The following is a 15,466-nucleotide window of genomic DNA, read 5'->3' on the forward strand; positions in this document are numbered from 1 at the left end:
CCGCACCCCCCGGGATATTTGGGGAGCAAAGATGATCAGGCTTCGTTCAGGCGCTGGCGAAAGGCGCGAGGGGAGAGGCCGGTGGCGCGGGTGAAGACGCGGGTGAAATAGGCCGGGTCTTCGAAGCCGAGCGCATAGGCGATGCGCGATACGGGCAAGTTCGTATAGGCGAGGTTGCGGCGCGCCTCGCGGATCAGGCGCTCCTCGATCAGGCCGGAGGCGGGGCGGCCGGTCGCCGCGCGCGTGACGCGCGACAGATGCGGCGCGCTGACGGCGAGCTTTCTGGCATAGTCCGCGACGCTCCAATGCTGCAGGTAATGCATCTCGATCAGGGCTTCGAACCGGGCGAGGAGGTCGCTCTGTGCTGCCGTGCCGCGCGGAGCGCCTTCGGTCGCAATGGCGCGGGCGGTCTGGCCGAGCACCAGCCCGGAGAGCGAGCGGAGGATTTGGGCGCGGGCGAAGTCCCGCCCGGAATAGGCGTCGAAGATCGCCGCCATTGTCTGGCCGATCTCTGAGGGCGCTGGCAGAACGCGAGGCAGGGCAAGGACTTCGCGCAGGCCTTCGCCGGTACGGAGGCTTTCGTCCAGCATCTCGGCGGCGAAGGTCAGAACCAGCCCCCGTGTGCCGGGTTGAAACCGAAAGCCATGCACGACCCCCATCGGCACGTTGACCAAGGTGCCGGGGGGCAGGGGGTGGCGCTGTTCCTCAAGGCTGACGCTGCCGTCGCCTTCCGCCAAATGCAGCAGTTGATGCAGGCGCGCATGGCGGTGGGCCGAAAGTTCCCAGTCATGCAGACGCGAGCGGATCTCGATCGTCTCGCAATGCACGACATCGGGGAGGTCGGCGGCCTCGCCGAACAGGTTGTAATTGGGAATGCGCGCGCCTTGGATCATGCGCGAAATGTACAAGTGGCGCGCGCGCCGGGCAACGGGTCAGGCGAAGAGGCGCAAGCCGCTTTCGGTGACCACCCCGTCGAGACGTTGGTCATAGGCGTCGATCGGCACCTCGGGGATCTCCTGTGCGTCGAAGGCGAAGCCGAGGGCGGTGACCGGGCCTGCTGCGCGCAGCTTCTGCAAGGTGCGGTCATAGAAGCCGCCGCCATAGCCCAGCCGGTAGCCGCGAGCGTCAAAGGCCAGCATCGGCACGATCAGCACCCGCGGGGTCATCGCCACACCGTCTGCGGGAACCTTGGCGCCGAAGGGGCCGTCGATCAGTTCGGCCTCGGGCGACCAGAGGTGGAACAACAGCGGTTGCGCCGCGCCGGGGATGACCGGTACGCCGACCGGGCCGCGATGCGAGGCCATCACCGGCACCGGGTCGATTTCTGTGCGGATCGGCAGGTAGCCGGAGAGGGGGGCGTCGGCATGCTCGGCCAAAGCGGCGCGCAGGGCGTCTTGCGCGGCGGCATCGCGGCCGGTGCGGAACACGGCTTTGCGGGCGGCGAAGGCGGATTTGCGGGTCTCGGCCTTGATCAGATCCATATCGGTCACAGCAGCACCAGCGTTGCAAGGCCGAGGAAGGCGAAGAAGCCCACGACGTCGGTCACGGTTGTCACGAAGGTCCCCGACGCGAGGGCGGGGTCCAGTTTCAGTCGGTTCAGCACCAAGGGCACCATCACCCCGGCCAAGGCGGCGACGACAAGGTTGATGATCAGTGCCGCGCCGATGACGACGCCCAGCATCGGGTTGCCGCCATAGAGCGTCCAGGCGACGGCCCCCATCACCAGCGCGAAGCCGATGCCGTTGATCAGGCCCACGAACAGCTCCCGTCGGACCACGCGGGCGGCGTTCGATTCCGTCAGGTCCCGGGTCGCTAGCGCACGCACGGCCACGGTCAACGACTGGGTTCCGGCATTGCCGCCCATCGAGGCGACGATCGGCATCAGCGCGGCCAAGGCCACCAACACGGCGATCGTGCCTTCGAACAGGCCGATCACCGCGGCAGCGAGGTTGGCGGTCACGAGGTTCACGGCCAGCCACGGGAAGCGTTGGCGCACGGTTTCCCAGATGCCGTCGGTGAGGCTGGATTCCTCGCCCACACCGGCCATCAGCAGCATGTCTTCCTCGTGCTCGTCATCGAGCACCGTCATGGCGTCGTCGATGGTGATCACGCCGACCAGCCGCCCCGCGCCGTCGACCACGGGGGTCGAGATCAGGTGGTACTTGTTGAACAGATGCGCGACTTCGGCCTCTTCTTCGTCGGCCTCGACCGTCTTGAAGATGTCCTCGGTGATCTCGGCCAGCGGCACGTCGCGTTTGGAGGCCAGCACCCGGCCGAGGGTCGCATGGGCTGTCGGGCGGTGGCGTTCGTCGACGAGGATGACGTGATAGAACTGATCGGGCAGCCAATCCACGTTCCGCAGGTGGTCGATGGTCTGGCCGACCGTCCAGTCCTGCGGGACGGTGACGGTTTCCGACTGCATGAGACGACCGGCCGAATACTCCGGCCAGGACATCGAGCTTTCAACGGCAGCCCGGTCGTCTTTCTCAAGCGAATCAAGGATGAAGGCCTGATCGTGGTCTTCGAGATCCTCAAGGATGTCGACGACGTCATCGGTGTCGAGTTCACGAACGGCCTCGGCCAGCGCCTCGCGGGGGAGGGCCTCTATGACCTCTTCGCGGACACCTTCGTCGAGTTCCGAGAGAACCTCGCCGTCGATGCCCTCGGGGTACAGTTCCAGCAGCGCCTTCCGCTCCTGGCTGGAGATCTGTTCCAGCAGGTCCGAGATATCGGCGGCGTGCAGGGGTTCCAGCGCTTCGGCCACAGCTTGGGCGTCACCGGCTTCGATGGCCTCGAGGACGGTATCGATGCGCTCGCCGTCCAGCTCCTCGTTCATCTCCTCGCGCGGTTCGGGCGGGGTGACGGGGCTGTCCTGCGGATCGGGGAGGGCGGGTTTCTCGCGTTCGGATTCGGTCATCGCTGCCTCCTGCGCCCGTAAGTCCTGCGCGCCGGTGACTCGGGGGCGGCGCGCCTGCCATCGGGTGTTTGTTATGCGCAAACAGGCGCGGGGGGAAGGCATTCCCCGACCCCTCGGGTCCCGGTTGCGTCGCCGTTCGCGGGCCGCTCAGCTATTCAGCAGCGCCATCGCCTCGGCATGGATCTGGGGATTGGCGGCGGCGATCACCTGCCCGCCCCCATGCGCCGGGCCGCCCTGCCAATCGGTGACGATACCGCCGGCGGCTTCCACCACGGCCAGAGGCGCGAGGATGTCGTAGCGCTGCAGGCCGGCCTCGATCACCAGATCGATTTGGCCCGCCGCCAGAAGGGCATAGGCGTAGCAATCCATTCCGTAGCGGGTCAGCCGGGCCGAACCCGCGACACGCTGGAAGGCGGCGCGTTCATAGGGCGTGCCGACCTCGGGGAAGGTGGTGAACAGGGTTGCTTCGGCCAGGGGCCGTGCGGGCCGGGTGGCGAGTCGATGACGGCCGGTCGGCCCCTCGACAAAGGCTTCGCCAAGTCCGCCCCAGAAGCGCTCGCCGATGAAGGGCTGATCGATGACTCCCAAGAGCGCGCCTTGGTCGTCCTCCAGACCGATCAGCACGCCCCAAGTCGGGGTGCCGGAGACGTAGCCGCGGGTGCCGTCGATCGGGTCCAGCACCCAGGTGAGGCCCGAGGTGCCCGGTTTGGCCTCTTGTTCCTCGCCGAGGATCGCGTCCTGCGGGCGGCGTTCGGCCAGCACACGGCGCATGGCCTCTTCGCTGGCGCGGTCGGCGGCGGTGACCGGGTCAAACCCACCGTCGGCCTTGTTTTCGGCCTCAAGGCTGGCGAGGCGGAAGTGCTTCAGGGTTTCCGGGCGGGCGGCATCGGCCAGCGCATGGGCGCTGCGCCACAGCTCGGCGATGGCTCCGGGTGAGAGCGAGCGATCGGTGGCAGGCATGGGCGGTCTCCGGCTTCTGCGTTACGCGGATGTCTAGAGACAGGAAAAGCGCCGGGCAAGCCTGTTGCCCGGCGCTTTTTCAGGGATCGTGATGCTCTCAGGCGGCGTCGGACAGGACGCGGGCCAGATCGAACAGGCGTTTGCGCTGGGCTTCCGGGATCGCGTAATAGGCGCGCACCAGTTCCATCGCTTCCTTGTTGGCCAGGATATCGGCTTCGATCGAGGCCTGAGTGTCCTCTTCGCCGCCTAGTCCTTCAAAGAAGAAGCCGATCTGCACGCCGAGCGTACGGGCGATATCCCAAAGACGCGAAGCGCTGACGCGGTTCATGCCGGTTTCGTATTTCTGGATCTGTTGGAACTTGATCCCCACCGAATCAGCGAGTTGCTGTTGGGTCATGCCGACCATCCAGCGCCGGTGGCGAATACGCTTGCCGACATGTACGTCCACGGGGTGCTTCACGTCCTGACTCCTTTTCGTGGTGCGGACCCATCGCTGTGTTGCGACATGACCCGCTTGTCCCTCGTAAGGAGTAGAAGCAATATCCGTGCCAACTTCGTTCGTGTTTCTCATTTTCTTCCCGCCTTCGTCGGTCGGACCGTTTTGTCGGGGCTGTTGCCGCTACCATCGTTGCGGGAACAACACAAACTGGGACGGGTCCAACCCTGATTGTACGCGGCTTGAAAACTTGACGTAACGGCAAGCAATGTGAGTCTCGCGTATCCCCCGAGGGATGTAAGCACTCCTCACGAATTCTATCAAGACGTGTTTCGCATTTTGCAATGCAACTGGCATCAACCAGAACGTGCATTCGCAATTTGCAAAGGTTGCGCTGCGAAGGATCCCGACCCTGCGTCGCGCTTGTCCTTGCCGGTGCCCCTCGCCATGCTGCCGCGCAAGGATCTTAAGGGAGGAACATCCATGCGCGCCTTCGTGCTCAGCGCCACTGACACCCCGCCGTCCGTCGTCGACATCCCCATGCCCGAGCCCGCGGCCGGCGAGGTTCGACTGCGCATCCACGCCTGCGGGTTGAATTTCGCCGATCTCTTGATGGCCAAGGGCACCTATCAGGACACGCCGCAGGCACCCTTCGTCATGGGGATGGAGCTGGCCGGCGTCGTCGATGCCGTGGGCGAGGGCGTCACGCAGCTGAAGCCGGGGCAGCGGGTCGCGGCCTTCGCGGGTAAGGGCGGATTGGCGGAATATGGCTGCTTCCCGGTCGAGCGTTGCCTGCCCTTGCCCGATGGCATGCCGTTCGAACATGCGGCAGGGTTCATGGTGGCCTATGGCACCTCGCATGTCGGCCTGAAGCATCGCGCACGGCTGAAAGCGGGGGAAACCCTGCTGGTTCTGGGCGCGGCGGGCGGTGTCGGCCTGACAGCGGTCGAGATCGGCGCCAAGATGGGGGCCAAGGTGGTCGCCGTCGCCCGCGGGGCCGAGAAGTTGAAGGTCGCGGCGGCGGCCGGGGCCTCGGTGCTGATCGACAGCGAAGGGGCCGACCTGAAGGCCGAGTTCAAGGCGCTGGGCGGCGTTGACGTGATCTATGACGCCGTGGGCGATCCGGCGGCCTCGGCCGCGCTGCGCGCTCTGCGGCCCGAGGGACGCTTCGTCGTCATCGGCTTCGCCGGTGGGCAGGTGCCGCAATTCCCCGCCAACATCCTGCTGGTGAAGAACATCGACGTGCTGGGCTTCTACTGGGGCGGGTATTCCACCTTCGCGCCGCAGGTCATCACGCAATCCTTGGGCGAGCTGATGGGCCTCTATGCCGAGGGCGCGCTGAAGCCGCATGTCAGCCACGCGCTGCCCTTGGAGCGCACGGCCGAGGCGATGGAGCTGATGCGCTCGCGGGCCTCGACCGGCAAGGTCGTCATCACGATGGGCTAAGCCTATTCGGCGGCCATCGGGATGGCGGCGCGGTTGTCGCCGTCCCAGGCCTTTTCCAACAGCTCGGCCAGGGCGGTGACCCCCGGCGTCGCATTGCCCGGCCGGACATAAAGGTTGATCAGGTAGCTCGACAGCTCGGGCAGGGCGCCGCCATGGGCGATTCGCTCGGCATGCGGCGCCTCGGTCCCGGCGAGCAGTGCGTGGATCGCCATATCGCAGCTGACAGCGGCCTCCAGCGTGCGGTCCGATTCCGATTCCACCGCCGTCTCCCACGGAATGCCCGCCCGATCCAGCGAGGCGACGATGCCCGCCCGGAAGGCACAGGCGCGGCCTTGTGCCAGCCGCAGCGGGCGCTGGCGCCAGGCCTGGCCGTTCGGCGCGCCGATCCACAGCAGGGGCAGGCGGGTCAGGGTTTTGCCACCTACCTCGCATTGCATCTCGGTCGTCAGGATCAGGTCGCATTCCCCGCGCGCAAAGCTTTCCTTGGCGCGGCTGGTGTTCTGGGTCAGCAACGTCACCTGCATGCGCGGATACATCGAATGGAAGTGGCGCAGCACCTGCGGCACATGCGGGTAAACGATGTCATGCGGCACGATGACTGTGATCTCGCCCTCGTACTCGCTGTCGGTCAGCTTCTCGACGGCTTCATCGTTGAGGGCGATGATCCGGCGGGCATAGCCCAGCAGCTGTTCCCCGGCCGAAGTCAGGCTCACCCCGCGACCGCTGCGGTCCAGCAAGGTCAGGCCCAGCGATTCCTCCAGACGCTTGATCTGCATCGAGACGGCCGATTGCGTCAGGTTGAGCAGCTGCGCCGCGCGGGTCACCCCACCGAAGTCGGCAATGGCGGCGAGGGCGCGGAGGGCGGACAGGTCGAGGTTGCGGCGCATATCACGATCCTTGAACGAGACCATCAAAAACATTCGATGTTCTTATACGCCGTGTCGACGTAGAAGATCAATGCCCGTGATGAGTGACGCGGGATTGATCACCTCTTTGACAAGGATAGTCCGATGACCAGCTCCACCGTTTCCCTCCAGCAACCCGCTCTGTGCCAGCCGGTGCGTGTTTCGGGTTTCGGCCAGCTGCTGAAGCGCGTGGCCGAACTGCGGGCAATCGCGCGACAGCGCCGCGATCTGGCCGCGCTCGACACGCATCGACTGTTCGATCTGGGCCTTGATGCGCAGGCCGCCCAGCGTGAGGCAGCCCGCCCGTTCTGGGACGCACCGTCCTACTGGCGCTGATTGCTGCGTCAAAAGCCGCAACCCTGACGACTCGACCGGATCCGGGCTGCCGAAAGGCGCCCGGATTTCGCGCGATATGTCGCAATGGTTCACGCGAAATGCATCATTCCAAGGCTTGAATCACGGGGGGGCGACCCCGATATTGGAGGCAATCGCGCGGGCCCTCTTCAATCCGCGCGGCGATGGTTTTCCAACGGAGGGTTTCATGGCCAATTACCAGTCGGCGTACAGCTCCGACACCGGCGCGCTCGGCGCCCGGATCGATGCGGGCCTGCGCGCCCATATGAACAAGGTCTACGGCACGATGTCCGTGGGCATGCTGATCACCGCGCTGGGCGCCTGGGCCATCGCTGGCCTTGCCGTGACCGGCGATATGTCGGCCGCCGCCACCAACGCCGAGGGTCAGGTTCTGGCCGTCAGCCAGGGCGAATACCTCACCTCGCTGGGCGCGCTTCTGTACACGACACCGCTGCGCTATGTGGTGATGTTTGCGCCGCTCGCCTTCATCTTCTTCGGCTTCGGCGCGATGATGCGCAACGCGTCGGCTGCGGCGCTGCAGGTTGCGTTCTTCGTCTTCTCGGCGATGATCGGCCTGTCGCTCAGCTCGATTTTCCTGATCTACACCGATATCTCGATCGTTCAGACGTTCCTCGTGACCGCGATCGCCTTCGCCGGTCTCAGCCTGTTCGGCTACACCACGAAGCGGAACCTGTCGGGCATGGGCACCTTCCTCGTGATGGGGGTGATCGGCCTGCTGGTCGCAATGGTGCTGAACATCTTCATCGCCTCGGCTGCGATGACCTTCGCGATCTCGGCGATCGGTGTGCTGCTGTTCGCGGGCCTGACCGCCTATGACACGCAGACGATCAAGGCGAACTACATCGCCCACGCCGCCCAAGGCGATCAGGAGTGGCTGGAGAAGTCGGCGATCGCCGGCGCGCTGAACCTGTATCTGGACTTCCTGAACATGTTCCAGTTCCTGCTGATGTTCCTCGGCAACCGCGAATAAGTGGCAGCCACATTCCACGTCGAAAGGCCGGTCTCGCGACCGGCCTTTTTTCATGCCGTTCTCCAGGCCTTTCGCCAGTTCCTCTTCGTTCCGAAAATATCCCGGGGGTGAGGCGAAGCCGAGGGGGCAGAGCCCCCTGCGCCGAGCGAAGCGAGGCGCCCCTGGTCGCGTGAGGCCTGCGTGCCGGAGGCATGTCGGACGAGGGCGAAACCCCTCACCCGGCTGCGTGTTTTTCCCGACGCCAGCCACTGAAAGCCCACAGCGCCAGCCTGAAACGAAAAGAGCCACCCCGAAGGGTGGCTCAAGTCCGGAATGGACGGCAGATCTTACTTGATCTTGCCTTCCTTGTATTCCACGTGCTGACGCACAACCGGATCGAACTTCCGGATGGTCATTTTCTCGGTCATCGTCCGGGCATTTTTCTTGGTCACGTAGAAGTGGCCAGTGCCCGCCGTCGAGTTCAGACGGATCTTGATCGTCGTCGGCTTCGCCATGGGGTATCTCCTGCGCACGGCTGCCACAGGCTGCCGGTGAATTCCTTTGAAGCCCGCCTTTTACGCATTGCCGGGCCAGAGTCAACGCCCCTTTCGGGACATTTCGGTCAATAGGCGTTTTTCGTGGTGACGAGGCTCACCGGCGTCATCAGCACGATCTTCAGATCGAACCACAGCGACCAGTGTTCGATGTAATAGAGGTCATGCTCCAGACGCTGGCGGATCTTCTCCTCCGAGTTCATCTCGCCGCGCCAGCCCTTGATCTGCGCCCAGCCGGTGACGCCCGGCTTGACCTTGTGGCGGGCCGAATAGGCGCGCTCGATCTGGTCATACAGCATGTCGCCGGTGCGGGCGGAGGTCGCATGCGGGCGGGGGCCCACCAGCGACAGGTCGCCCTTGATGACGTTGATGAACTGCGGCAGCTCGTCGATCGAGGCCCGGCGGATGAACCGGCCGACCTTGGTCACACGGTTGTCCCCGCGGCGCACGGCATTCACCGCTGTTGGGTCACACAGATCGGTGTACATCGAGCGGAATTTCAGCACCTCGATCGGCTTGTTGTTGTAGCCGTGGCGCTTCTGCCGGAACAGCACCGGCCCGGGCGAATCGAGTTTGATCGCCACCGCCGTCGCCAGCATGAAGGGCGTGAACATCACCAATGCGATGGTGCCGAAGACGATGTCGAACAGGCGCTTCTGCACGGCCGAGAAGCCTTCGATCGGGCGCTTGTAGATCTCGATCAGCTTGAACGGCCCGATCTTCGAACGTTTACGACGCGCGGAATTGGGGATCTCGGCCCCCTCCATCACCCGGATGTCGACGGGCAGCACGAAGAGGCGGGTGAGCAGCTCGCGGATGCGTTCCTGCGAGGCGCCGGGAATGGCGATGATCACCGTGTCGATCTTGGCGAGGCGGGCGAATTCGACGAGGTCGTCGACATCGCCGGTCTTGTGATGCCCCCCCACGACCGAGGGCGAGCGCTGCCCCAGCCGCTCATCGAAAAAGCCGCACAGACGGCGGCCGCGGCCCCGCTCGCGGTCGATCTCGCGGATCAGGGGGGCGATATCCTCGCCGCCGCCGACCAGCACAATACGATGCTCCAGACGGCCGGTCTGCACCAGCTGCGAGATCCGCACCTGCATCAACACGCGGCTGCCCAGCATCAGCACGCCGGCCGCCGCGAACCAGACGGGCATCCAGCCCCGCAGCGTCACGGTATCGGCCCCGGCCCAGGCCAGTGCCGCCGCCAGCAGCCCCAGACCGCCGACAAGCGCCGCCATGCCCACCACGGAGGCCCGACCGAGGTTGCGCATGCAGCGGAAGCCATAGGCGCCCGCCAGCCGCGCCGCGACGACCACTGCCAGCGCGCCTAGCCAGATGGCGCCGGTGCCGATGATGGTCTCCAGCAGTGCGTCCTGCACCAGTGTATGGGTGATCAGGCCCGCCAGCCCGACCGTCAACAGGTCGGTGAAGAACTGGATATAGCCCAGCACCCGCGGCTTCATCGAGGATTGGCTCAACCGCTGCGCTGCGGCCAGCGCCTGTCCGCCCAGCAGTCGCGGTCGCGGCGCCCCGGTCCAGGGGCGGCGGCGATGGGTCTCGGTGAACAGGCGTTTGCGCGCGGCAGTCTCGGTCATCAACGGATACTCGGTCTGAAAATACGGATACGGCCCCCGAATCGTGAGGGCTTCAGGGCCGAGGTTAGGGACCGCTTCGGGCACAAATGTGGCCGTTCGGAGGTCATCGAAGTGGGAAATGCGCGGATGGCCTGTAAGCCGGATTCTGTTCCGGGTTGCCCCGGCGACGACCATTCATCTGCCCCGTCCGTTGCCGGCGGGGTCGAGCTGCCAACCCGGACCTCTGGGCTGAGATGTCCCTGCGGCGATATCGGCTTGAGGCCGATCATGCCCGCGCGAGGTCCCTATTCGGCATTGCTCCCGGTGGGGCTTGCCATGCCGGTCCGGTTGCCCGTCCCGCGGTGGGCTCTTACCCCACCGTTTCACCCTTGCCGCGGCCCGTTTCCCTTGCGGTAGCGGGCAGTGCGGCGGTCTGTTCTCTGTGGCGCTTTCCCTCGGGTTGCCCCGGCCGGGCGTTACCCGGCACCGTTATCTCATGGAGTCCGGACTTTCCTCGGACCCAAGGGCCCGCGGCCGTCCGGCCATCCGCGCGAGGGCTCTCCTACGCCGCGGCCTGCCTTGCGTCAACGGGGGGATGGCCTCAGTCGATGCAGAGCGTCTCGCGGTGGTTGCGGGCGGTGAAGACCTCCTGACAGCCAAAGACGGGTCGGAACGGCGCACAGGTGCCAGAGCGCGCAAGGCACAGCCCCTGACAATCGCTCGCCGCCGTGCAGCTGCGCCCGGCGTCACGGGTCGGGTGAACGCAGGCATAGATCCCGCGGGCCCGGGTCATCAGCTGGCCGCCGCTGTCCTGACAGGCCGTGCGCTGCAGGGCCAGTGCGGGTGGCTCCGGCGGGGGCGGCACGTCGGGCAGGGCAGGGGGCGCGGGCTGCGTTTCGGGGGCTGTGGCCTCTGTCGCAGTCTCAGGCTCTGTCACGGCCGGTTCCGCGGCGGGCGGCGCCGACGGCGCTGCCATCTGGCAGGCCGTCAGCGTCACCGTCATCAGGATCAGGACAAGGAGCCTGCGCATGGTCAATACGGCATCGGATGGGCGCGATGCACCGCGTCGATGCCGTCGATCAGCTCTTGCGTCAGCTCGGTATGCAGGGCCGGCAGCTGGCTTTCCAGCTGGGCCGTGGTGGTCGCGCCGATGATCGGCAGCGAGGTGAAGGGCCGCGTGCGGTGCCACGCCAGCGCCATCACCACCGGGTCGACGCCATGATCGCGCGCCAGCCCCAGATAGGCCGAGACCGCCTCGAAGACCCGCGGCGTGATCCGCCCGCCCAGATCCGGCGTCGCGGCGCGGCGGGAATCGTCGGGCGTCACGTCGCCCGCGTATTTGCCCGTCAGCAGCCCCGCCGCGAGGGGCGAGAAGGCGAGGACCGGCACATCCTCCATCGCGCAGGCCTCGGCGAGGTCCGTATCGGGCAGGCGGGCGAGCAGCGAATATTCGTTCTGGATCGAAGCGATGCGCGGCAGGCCCGCTTCCTCCGACGCGCGGATCCATTGCGCCAGGCCCCAGGCGGATTCGTTCGACAGCGCGATATGGCCGATCTTGCCCTCGGCGATCAGCGCGGCGGCCTCGGTCAGGATCTCATGCACATGGGCGCGGAAATGGGCGGCGTCATGCGGTGGTTTGTAGGTCCAGTTGCGGCGGAACTGATACGAGCCGCGGTTCGGCCAATGCAGCTGGAACAGGTCGATATGCTCGGTCTGCAGACGCTGGAGCGATTCCTCCACTGCCGAGCGCAGGCGGGGTCCGTCGATCGGCGGCGTGCCCCCCTCCATCACGTGGCTGCCCACGCCCGAGACCTTGGGGGCGAGGATCAGCCGGTCCCGCCCGCCGGTCTTGGCGATCCAATTGCCGATGATCGCCTCGGTCCCGCCGCGGGTTTCGGCCATCACCGGGTTGGTCGGGTACATCTCGGCGGTGTCGAGGAAGTTGATGCCGTGGTCCAGCGCCAGGTCGATCTGGCGATGGGCATCGACCTCGTCGGTCTGGCGGCCCCAGGTCATGGTGCCAAGGCAGAATTCGGGGACGAGGGGGCCGTTCTGGCCGAGGGGAAGGGTTTTCATCGCGGCTCCTGTTATCGCGGGGACGATAGCGCCTTGGGGCTGAAAGGCAAGATTGAGGACAAAGTAAGAACATGTTAGGTTTTGTGGATGAGTATGATCCCCGATTCCCCTCCCGACCGGCTGGCCACGCTGGTCGAAAGCCTCAAGGGCCTCTCGGGGGCGGAGGGGCCTGCGGCGCTGCCGCCCCTCGCGGTGCTACCGCAGATGGCGCTGGCGCGGGGCCGGTTGCACGAGGTCGCGGGGCCGGCACGGCGGGTGCTGGCGGCGCTGGCGGCGGGCGTTGCCGTGGCGGAAGGGCCGGTGGTCTGGCTGCGACCCGCTTGGCGGAGCGAGGGATTGAACCCGTTGGGGCTGGCGGGGCTGATGGGCGATCCCGGCGCGCTGGTGCAGGTCGCCTGCCCCAAGGCCGAGGATGTGCTCTGGGGCATGGAGGAGGCGCTGCGCGCGGGTTGCGCGGCTCTGGTGGTCGGCGAGCTGGCCGAGGCCCCGGACCTGCGGCAGGTGCGGCGGCTGCATCTGGCGGCGGCGGAAGGCGTGTCGCGCAATCGGCTGGCCGGGCGGTCCCGGCCCGCACCGCTGGGGCTGGTGCTGGACACAGAGAGCGCCGAGAGCCGGGTGCCGGGGGTCGAGACGCGCTGGGCCCTGCACCCCCTGCCGCCGGCTCTGGGGGAGGAGGGGCGGCGCTGGCGGCTGGACCGGCTTCTCGCCCGCAGCCTGCCGCCGCGCGACTGGGTGATGACGGGGCTGCGCAGACCGGAGAGCGCCGAGGTGCAGCCGAAGCGGTTGTTGATGTGAGGGGGCGGCTCTGGGCCATCCTTTCAGCCCAGGGGTGTGAGGTGCAGCGACCTGATCGCTTAACGGTCGGTGGCTCCGTCAGCGAGGGGCGCTGGCTAGGCTGCCGACGCGGCTCGTGGCCATGCTTGCCACCTTGGCCCGCGAGAGGGCAGGTGTTGGTGGCCCCAAGCCCCCAAGCCCCCGAGCGCGCCGCGGAGGGAGGATGGCCTCGTGGCGAACAGCCCGCCCGACTGGTCGGCTGGGCAAAGGCGCTCGGCTGCGGTGGTCTGCCGTCAGCCGATAGCGTGGCCCCCAACCAAAACGAAGGAAGCCGGACGAACCGGCTTCCCCCTGTTTCCATCGAGGCTCAATGCACCGCCATCAGTCGCAGAGCGTCGAGGATCGCGGCATGGGTGTTGCGCGACGCGACAGCATCGCCGATGCGCCAGAGCCGGAACTGCCCCTCGGGGTTACGCACGACCGTCTGCGGTGCCTGCGCCACCAGCTCCTCATGGTCCAACGCGCCTAGGTTCACCGACAGCGGCTTCAGCGCGAAATAGAGGTCGTCCAAGGGCAGCGTCCCGTGGTTCACCACCACCTGATCGACCACCCGCTCCTGCGCCATCGCGCCGTAATCGCTGCCGACCACGGCCTTCAGCTGGTTGCCCTGCCGCTCGACACCCGTCAGGCGCCAGGTCACGGTGAAGGTCACGCCCTTCGGCTGCAGCGCGCGCATATAGGGGACGAGGTTCATCGCCATGACCTCGGGCGCGAAGCTGCGGTCGGGGGTCATCACCTCCAGCGCGGCGCCGGTTTCGGCAATCATTTCAGCCGCCTGCATCCCCGCATGGTCGCCTGCATCGTCGAATAGCAACACATTGCGGCCGGGCTTCACATCGCCCGAGAGGATGTCCCAGGTCGAGACGACCAGATCGTTGCCCGCGGACAGGATCTCGGTGTTCGGCAACCCGCCCGTCGCCACGATGACGATATCGGGCGAGAGGGCCAGCACGTCCTCGGCTTCGGCGAAGGTGTTGAAGCGGAATTCGACGCCCGCGGCCTCGCATTCCACCATGCGCCAGTCGATGATGCCGATCATCTCCTTCTTGCGCGGGCTCTGCGCGGTCAGCCGCACCTGCCCGCCCGCCCGATCGGCGGCCTCGAAGACGGTGACGCGGTGGCCCCGCTGGCCGGCAACGCGCGCGGCCTCCAGCCCGGCCGGGCCGGCGCCGATGATCACCACGCGCTTGGCCTCTGCGGCGGGCTCGACCTCCTGCGGCAGCATCTCCTCACGGCCCGAGGCGGCGTTGTGGATGCACAGAGCCATGCCGCCCTGGTAGATCCGGTCGAGGCAATAATTCGCGCCGACACAGGGACGGATCCGGTCCTCCTGCTTCTCGCGGATGCGGCGCACGAGGTTGGGCTCGGTCAGATGGGCGCGGGTCATGCCGATCATATCGACCTTGCCGCTGTCGATGGCATGACGCGCGGTCGCCACATCGGGCACGCGGGCGGCGTGGAAGATCGGGAAATCAACGGCTTGCCGAACTTCGCCCGCGAAATCCAGATGCGGCGAGGCGGGCATGCCCTGGATCGGGATCACATCCGTCAGGCCCGGATCCGTGTCGATATGACCGCGGATGATGTTGAGGAAGTCGACATGGCCCGATTGCTTGAAACGCCGGCCGATCTCGATCCCCTCCGAGCTGTCGACGCCGCCCGGCAGACGCTCGTCCGCGACATAGCGCACGCCCAGCAGGAAATCCTCGCCGACCCGCTCGCGGCAGGCCTTGAGCAGCGCCAGCGGCACGCTCATCCGCTGCTCCAGATCGCCGCCGAAGGGCGCGTCCAGCTTGTTCGTCAGCGGCGAGAGGAACTGGTCCATCAGATGGCCGTAGCATTCGAACTCGACGCCATCCATGCCGCCGGCCTTCATCCGCTCGCAGGCATCAGCGTAATCCTGGATCACGCGCTCGATGTCCCATTCCTCCATCTTCTTGGTGAAGGCGCGGTGGGCGGGCTCGCGTTCATGGCTGGGCGAAAGGACCGGCAGCCAATCGCCCTTGTCCCAGCGCGTGCGCCGGCCGAGATGCGAGATCTGGATCATCACCGCCGCGCCATGCTCGTGCACGGCATCGGTCAGGTCGCGCACATAGGGCACGACCTCGTCCTTCCAGGCGAGGATGTTGTTGAACACCGGCGGGCTGTCGCGCGACACGCTGGCCGAGCCCGCGGTCATCGTCAGCGCCACGCCGCCCTTGGCGCGCGCGGCGTGATAGGCGCGGTAGCGGCCCTTGGGCATGCCGTCCTCGGCATAGGCGGGCTCGTGCGAGGAGACGAAGATGCGGTTCCTGAGCGTCAGGTGCTTCAGTTGATAGGGCTGCAGCAGCGGGTCGGTTGACATGAGAATTCCTGTCTGTGGCCCGCCCAGACTGGCCCGCGTGGGGGGCTTTCCACAAGCCGAATTCCGCGTCATGCTGCCATGATCAGGGCTTAT

The 15,466-nt window shown here is 66.6% G+C and carries 15 protein-coding genes and 1 other RNA gene; 4 read left to right on the forward strand and 12 right to left on the reverse strand.

The features are described from left to right. Positions 1-35 precede the first annotated feature (35 nt). The 5 genes from BCY78_RS16070 to BCY78_RS16090 form a co-directional block, all read right to left on the reverse strand. Complete coding sequence (locus BCY78_RS16070) at positions 36-893, reverse strand: helix-turn-helix domain-containing protein (RefSeq protein ID WP_068303973.1); 858 nt, start codon at positions 891-893, stop codon at positions 36-38. Between the two features lie 39 nt (positions 894-932). Then, a complete protein-coding gene (locus tag BCY78_RS16075) occupies positions 933-1,481 on the reverse strand; it encodes a 5-formyltetrahydrofolate cyclo-ligase (protein ID WP_068304062.1) in 549 nt (182 codons plus the stop codon). A gap of 5 nt (positions 1,482-1,486) precedes the next feature. Then, a complete protein-coding gene (mgtE, locus tag BCY78_RS16080; RefSeq protein WP_068304059.1) occupies positions 1,487-2,836 on the reverse strand; it encodes a magnesium transporter in 1,350 nt (449 codons plus the stop codon). A 228-nt stretch (positions 2,837-3,064) separates the two neighbouring features. Beyond that, complete coding sequence (gene hisN, locus BCY78_RS16085) at positions 3,065-3,877, reverse strand: histidinol-phosphatase (RefSeq protein WP_068303976.1); 813 nt, start codon at positions 3,875-3,877, stop codon at positions 3,065-3,067. A 97-nt stretch (positions 3,878-3,974) separates the two neighbouring features. Continuing rightward, positions 3,975-4,337 (reverse strand): helix-turn-helix domain-containing protein, encoded by a 363-nt coding sequence (locus tag BCY78_RS16090; RefSeq protein WP_068303978.1) that lies wholly within the window; start codon positions 4,335-4,337, stop codon positions 3,975-3,977. Positions 4,338-4,796: 459 nt separating this feature from the next. On the opposite strand from BCY78_RS16090, the gene BCY78_RS16095 reads away from it, so the two are divergent. Next, the gene (locus BCY78_RS16095) at positions 4,797-5,759 is read left to right on the forward strand and encodes an NADPH:quinone oxidoreductase family protein (RefSeq protein WP_068303979.1); all 963 of its coding nucleotides are present in this window, start codon (positions 4,797-4,799) and stop codon (positions 5,757-5,759) included. A 2-nt stretch (positions 5,760-5,761) separates the two neighbouring features. On the opposite strand, the gene BCY78_RS16100 is transcribed toward BCY78_RS16095, so the two are convergent. Beyond that, a complete protein-coding gene (locus BCY78_RS16100) occupies positions 5,762-6,646 on the reverse strand; it encodes a LysR family transcriptional regulator (protein ID WP_068304064.1) in 885 nt (294 codons plus the stop codon). A gap of 123 nt (positions 6,647-6,769) precedes the next feature. Here BCY78_RS16100 and BCY78_RS16105 point away from each other — a divergent pair, with 123 nt between their 5' ends. After that, the gene (locus tag BCY78_RS16105) at positions 6,770-7,000 is read left to right on the forward strand and encodes a hypothetical protein (RefSeq protein ID WP_068303980.1); all 231 of its coding nucleotides are present in this window, start codon (positions 6,770-6,772) and stop codon (positions 6,998-7,000) included. Between the two features lie 205 nt (positions 7,001-7,205). Continuing rightward, the gene (locus tag BCY78_RS16110) at positions 7,206-8,009 is read left to right on the forward strand and encodes a Bax inhibitor-1/YccA family protein (RefSeq protein WP_068303981.1); all 804 of its coding nucleotides are present in this window, start codon (positions 7,206-7,208) and stop codon (positions 8,007-8,009) included. 326 nt (positions 8,010-8,335) lie between these two features. On the opposite strand, the gene rpmG is transcribed toward BCY78_RS16110, so the two are convergent. The 5 genes from rpmG to BCY78_RS16135 all read right to left on the reverse strand — a co-directional run bounded on the left by rpmG (position 8,336) and on the right by BCY78_RS16135 (position 12,195). After that, positions 8,336-8,503: a 50S ribosomal protein L33 gene (gene rpmG / locus BCY78_RS16115; RefSeq protein WP_068303983.1), complete on the reverse strand. Its 168-nt coding sequence runs from the start codon at positions 8,501-8,503 to the stop codon at positions 8,336-8,338. Between the two features lie 107 nt (positions 8,504-8,610). After that, positions 8,611-10,140, reverse strand: a complete 1,530-nt coding sequence (locus tag BCY78_RS16120; RefSeq protein ID WP_068303985.1) for an undecaprenyl-phosphate glucose phosphotransferase — start codon at positions 10,138-10,140, stop codon at positions 8,611-8,613. A gap of 118 nt (positions 10,141-10,258) precedes the next feature. Further along, positions 10,259-10,669, reverse strand: an RNA gene (gene rnpB, locus BCY78_RS16125) — RNase P RNA component class A. Positions 10,670-10,720: 51 nt separating this feature from the next. Further along, positions 10,721-11,149 (reverse strand): hypothetical protein, encoded by a 429-nt coding sequence (locus tag BCY78_RS16130; RefSeq protein ID WP_068303987.1) that lies wholly within the window; start codon positions 11,147-11,149, stop codon positions 10,721-10,723. A 2-nt stretch (positions 11,150-11,151) separates the two neighbouring features. Then, complete coding sequence (locus BCY78_RS16135; RefSeq protein WP_068303989.1) at positions 11,152-12,195, reverse strand: aldo/keto reductase; 1,044 nt, start codon at positions 12,193-12,195, stop codon at positions 11,152-11,154. A gap of 87 nt (positions 12,196-12,282) precedes the next feature. Here BCY78_RS16135 and BCY78_RS16140 point away from each other — a divergent pair, with 87 nt between their 5' ends. Beyond that, a complete protein-coding gene (locus BCY78_RS16140; RefSeq protein ID WP_139103199.1) occupies positions 12,283-12,990 on the forward strand; it encodes an ImuA family protein in 708 nt (235 codons plus the stop codon). 346 nt (positions 12,991-13,336) lie between these two features. Here BCY78_RS16140 and BCY78_RS16145 read toward each other — a convergent pair whose 3' ends face one another. Further along, positions 13,337-15,373, reverse strand: coding sequence for an NADH:flavin oxidoreductase (locus BCY78_RS16145; RefSeq protein WP_068303990.1), 2,037 nt, complete (start codon positions 15,371-15,373; stop codon positions 13,337-13,339). Positions 15,374-15,466: the final 93 nt, after the last annotated feature.

Origin of the sequence: Pararhodobacter sp. CCB-MM2 (genome assembly GCF_001691415.1) — a bacterium.
Lineage (GTDB): Bacteria > Pseudomonadota > Alphaproteobacteria > Rhodobacterales > Rhodobacteraceae > Pararhodobacter.

Bases quoted from the DNA above. Each gene is read 5' to 3' on its own strand.
- BCY78_RS16070 (WP_068303973.1), bottom strand. From the start codon at position 893: ATGATCCAAGGCGCGCGCATTCCCAATTACAACCTGTTCGGCGAGGCC.
- BCY78_RS16145 (WP_068303990.1), bottom strand. From the start codon at position 15,373: ATGTCAACCGACCCGCTGCTGCAGCCCTATCAACTGAAGCACCTGACG.
- BCY78_RS16105 (WP_068303980.1), top strand. From the start codon at position 6,770: ATGACCAGCTCCACCGTTTCCCTCCAGCAACCCGCTCTGTGCCAGCCG.
- BCY78_RS16100 (WP_068304064.1), bottom strand. From the start codon at position 6,646: ATGCGCCGCAACCTCGACCTGTCCGCCCTCCGCGCCCTCGCCGCCATT.
- BCY78_RS16095 (WP_068303979.1), top strand. From the start codon at position 4,797: ATGCGCGCCTTCGTGCTCAGCGCCACTGACACCCCGCCGTCCGTCGTC.
- BCY78_RS16130 (WP_068303987.1), bottom strand. From the start codon at position 11,149: ATGCGCAGGCTCCTTGTCCTGATCCTGATGACGGTGACGCTGACGGCC.
- BCY78_RS16110 (WP_068303981.1), top strand. From the start codon at position 7,206: ATGGCCAATTACCAGTCGGCGTACAGCTCCGACACCGGCGCGCTCGGC.
- BCY78_RS16140 (WP_139103199.1), top strand. From the start codon at position 12,283: ATGAGTATGATCCCCGATTCCCCTCCCGACCGGCTGGCCACGCTGGTC.
- BCY78_RS16120 (WP_068303985.1), bottom strand. From the start codon at position 10,140: ATGACCGAGACTGCCGCGCGCAAACGCCTGTTCACCGAGACCCATCGC.
- mgtE (WP_068304059.1), bottom strand. From the start codon at position 2,836: ATGAACGAGGAGCTGGACGGCGAGCGCATCGATACCGTCCTCGAGGCC.
- BCY78_RS16075 (WP_068304062.1), bottom strand. From the start codon at position 1,481: ATGGATCTGATCAAGGCCGAGACCCGCAAATCCGCCTTCGCCGCCCGC.
- hisN (WP_068303976.1), bottom strand. From the start codon at position 3,877: ATGCCTGCCACCGATCGCTCGCTCTCACCCGGAGCCATCGCCGAGCTG.
- rpmG (WP_068303983.1), bottom strand. From the start codon at position 8,503: ATGGCGAAGCCGACGACGATCAAGATCCGTCTGAACTCGACGGCGGGC.
- BCY78_RS16135 (WP_068303989.1), bottom strand. From the start codon at position 12,195: ATGAAAACCCTTCCCCTCGGCCAGAACGGCCCCCTCGTCCCCGAATTC.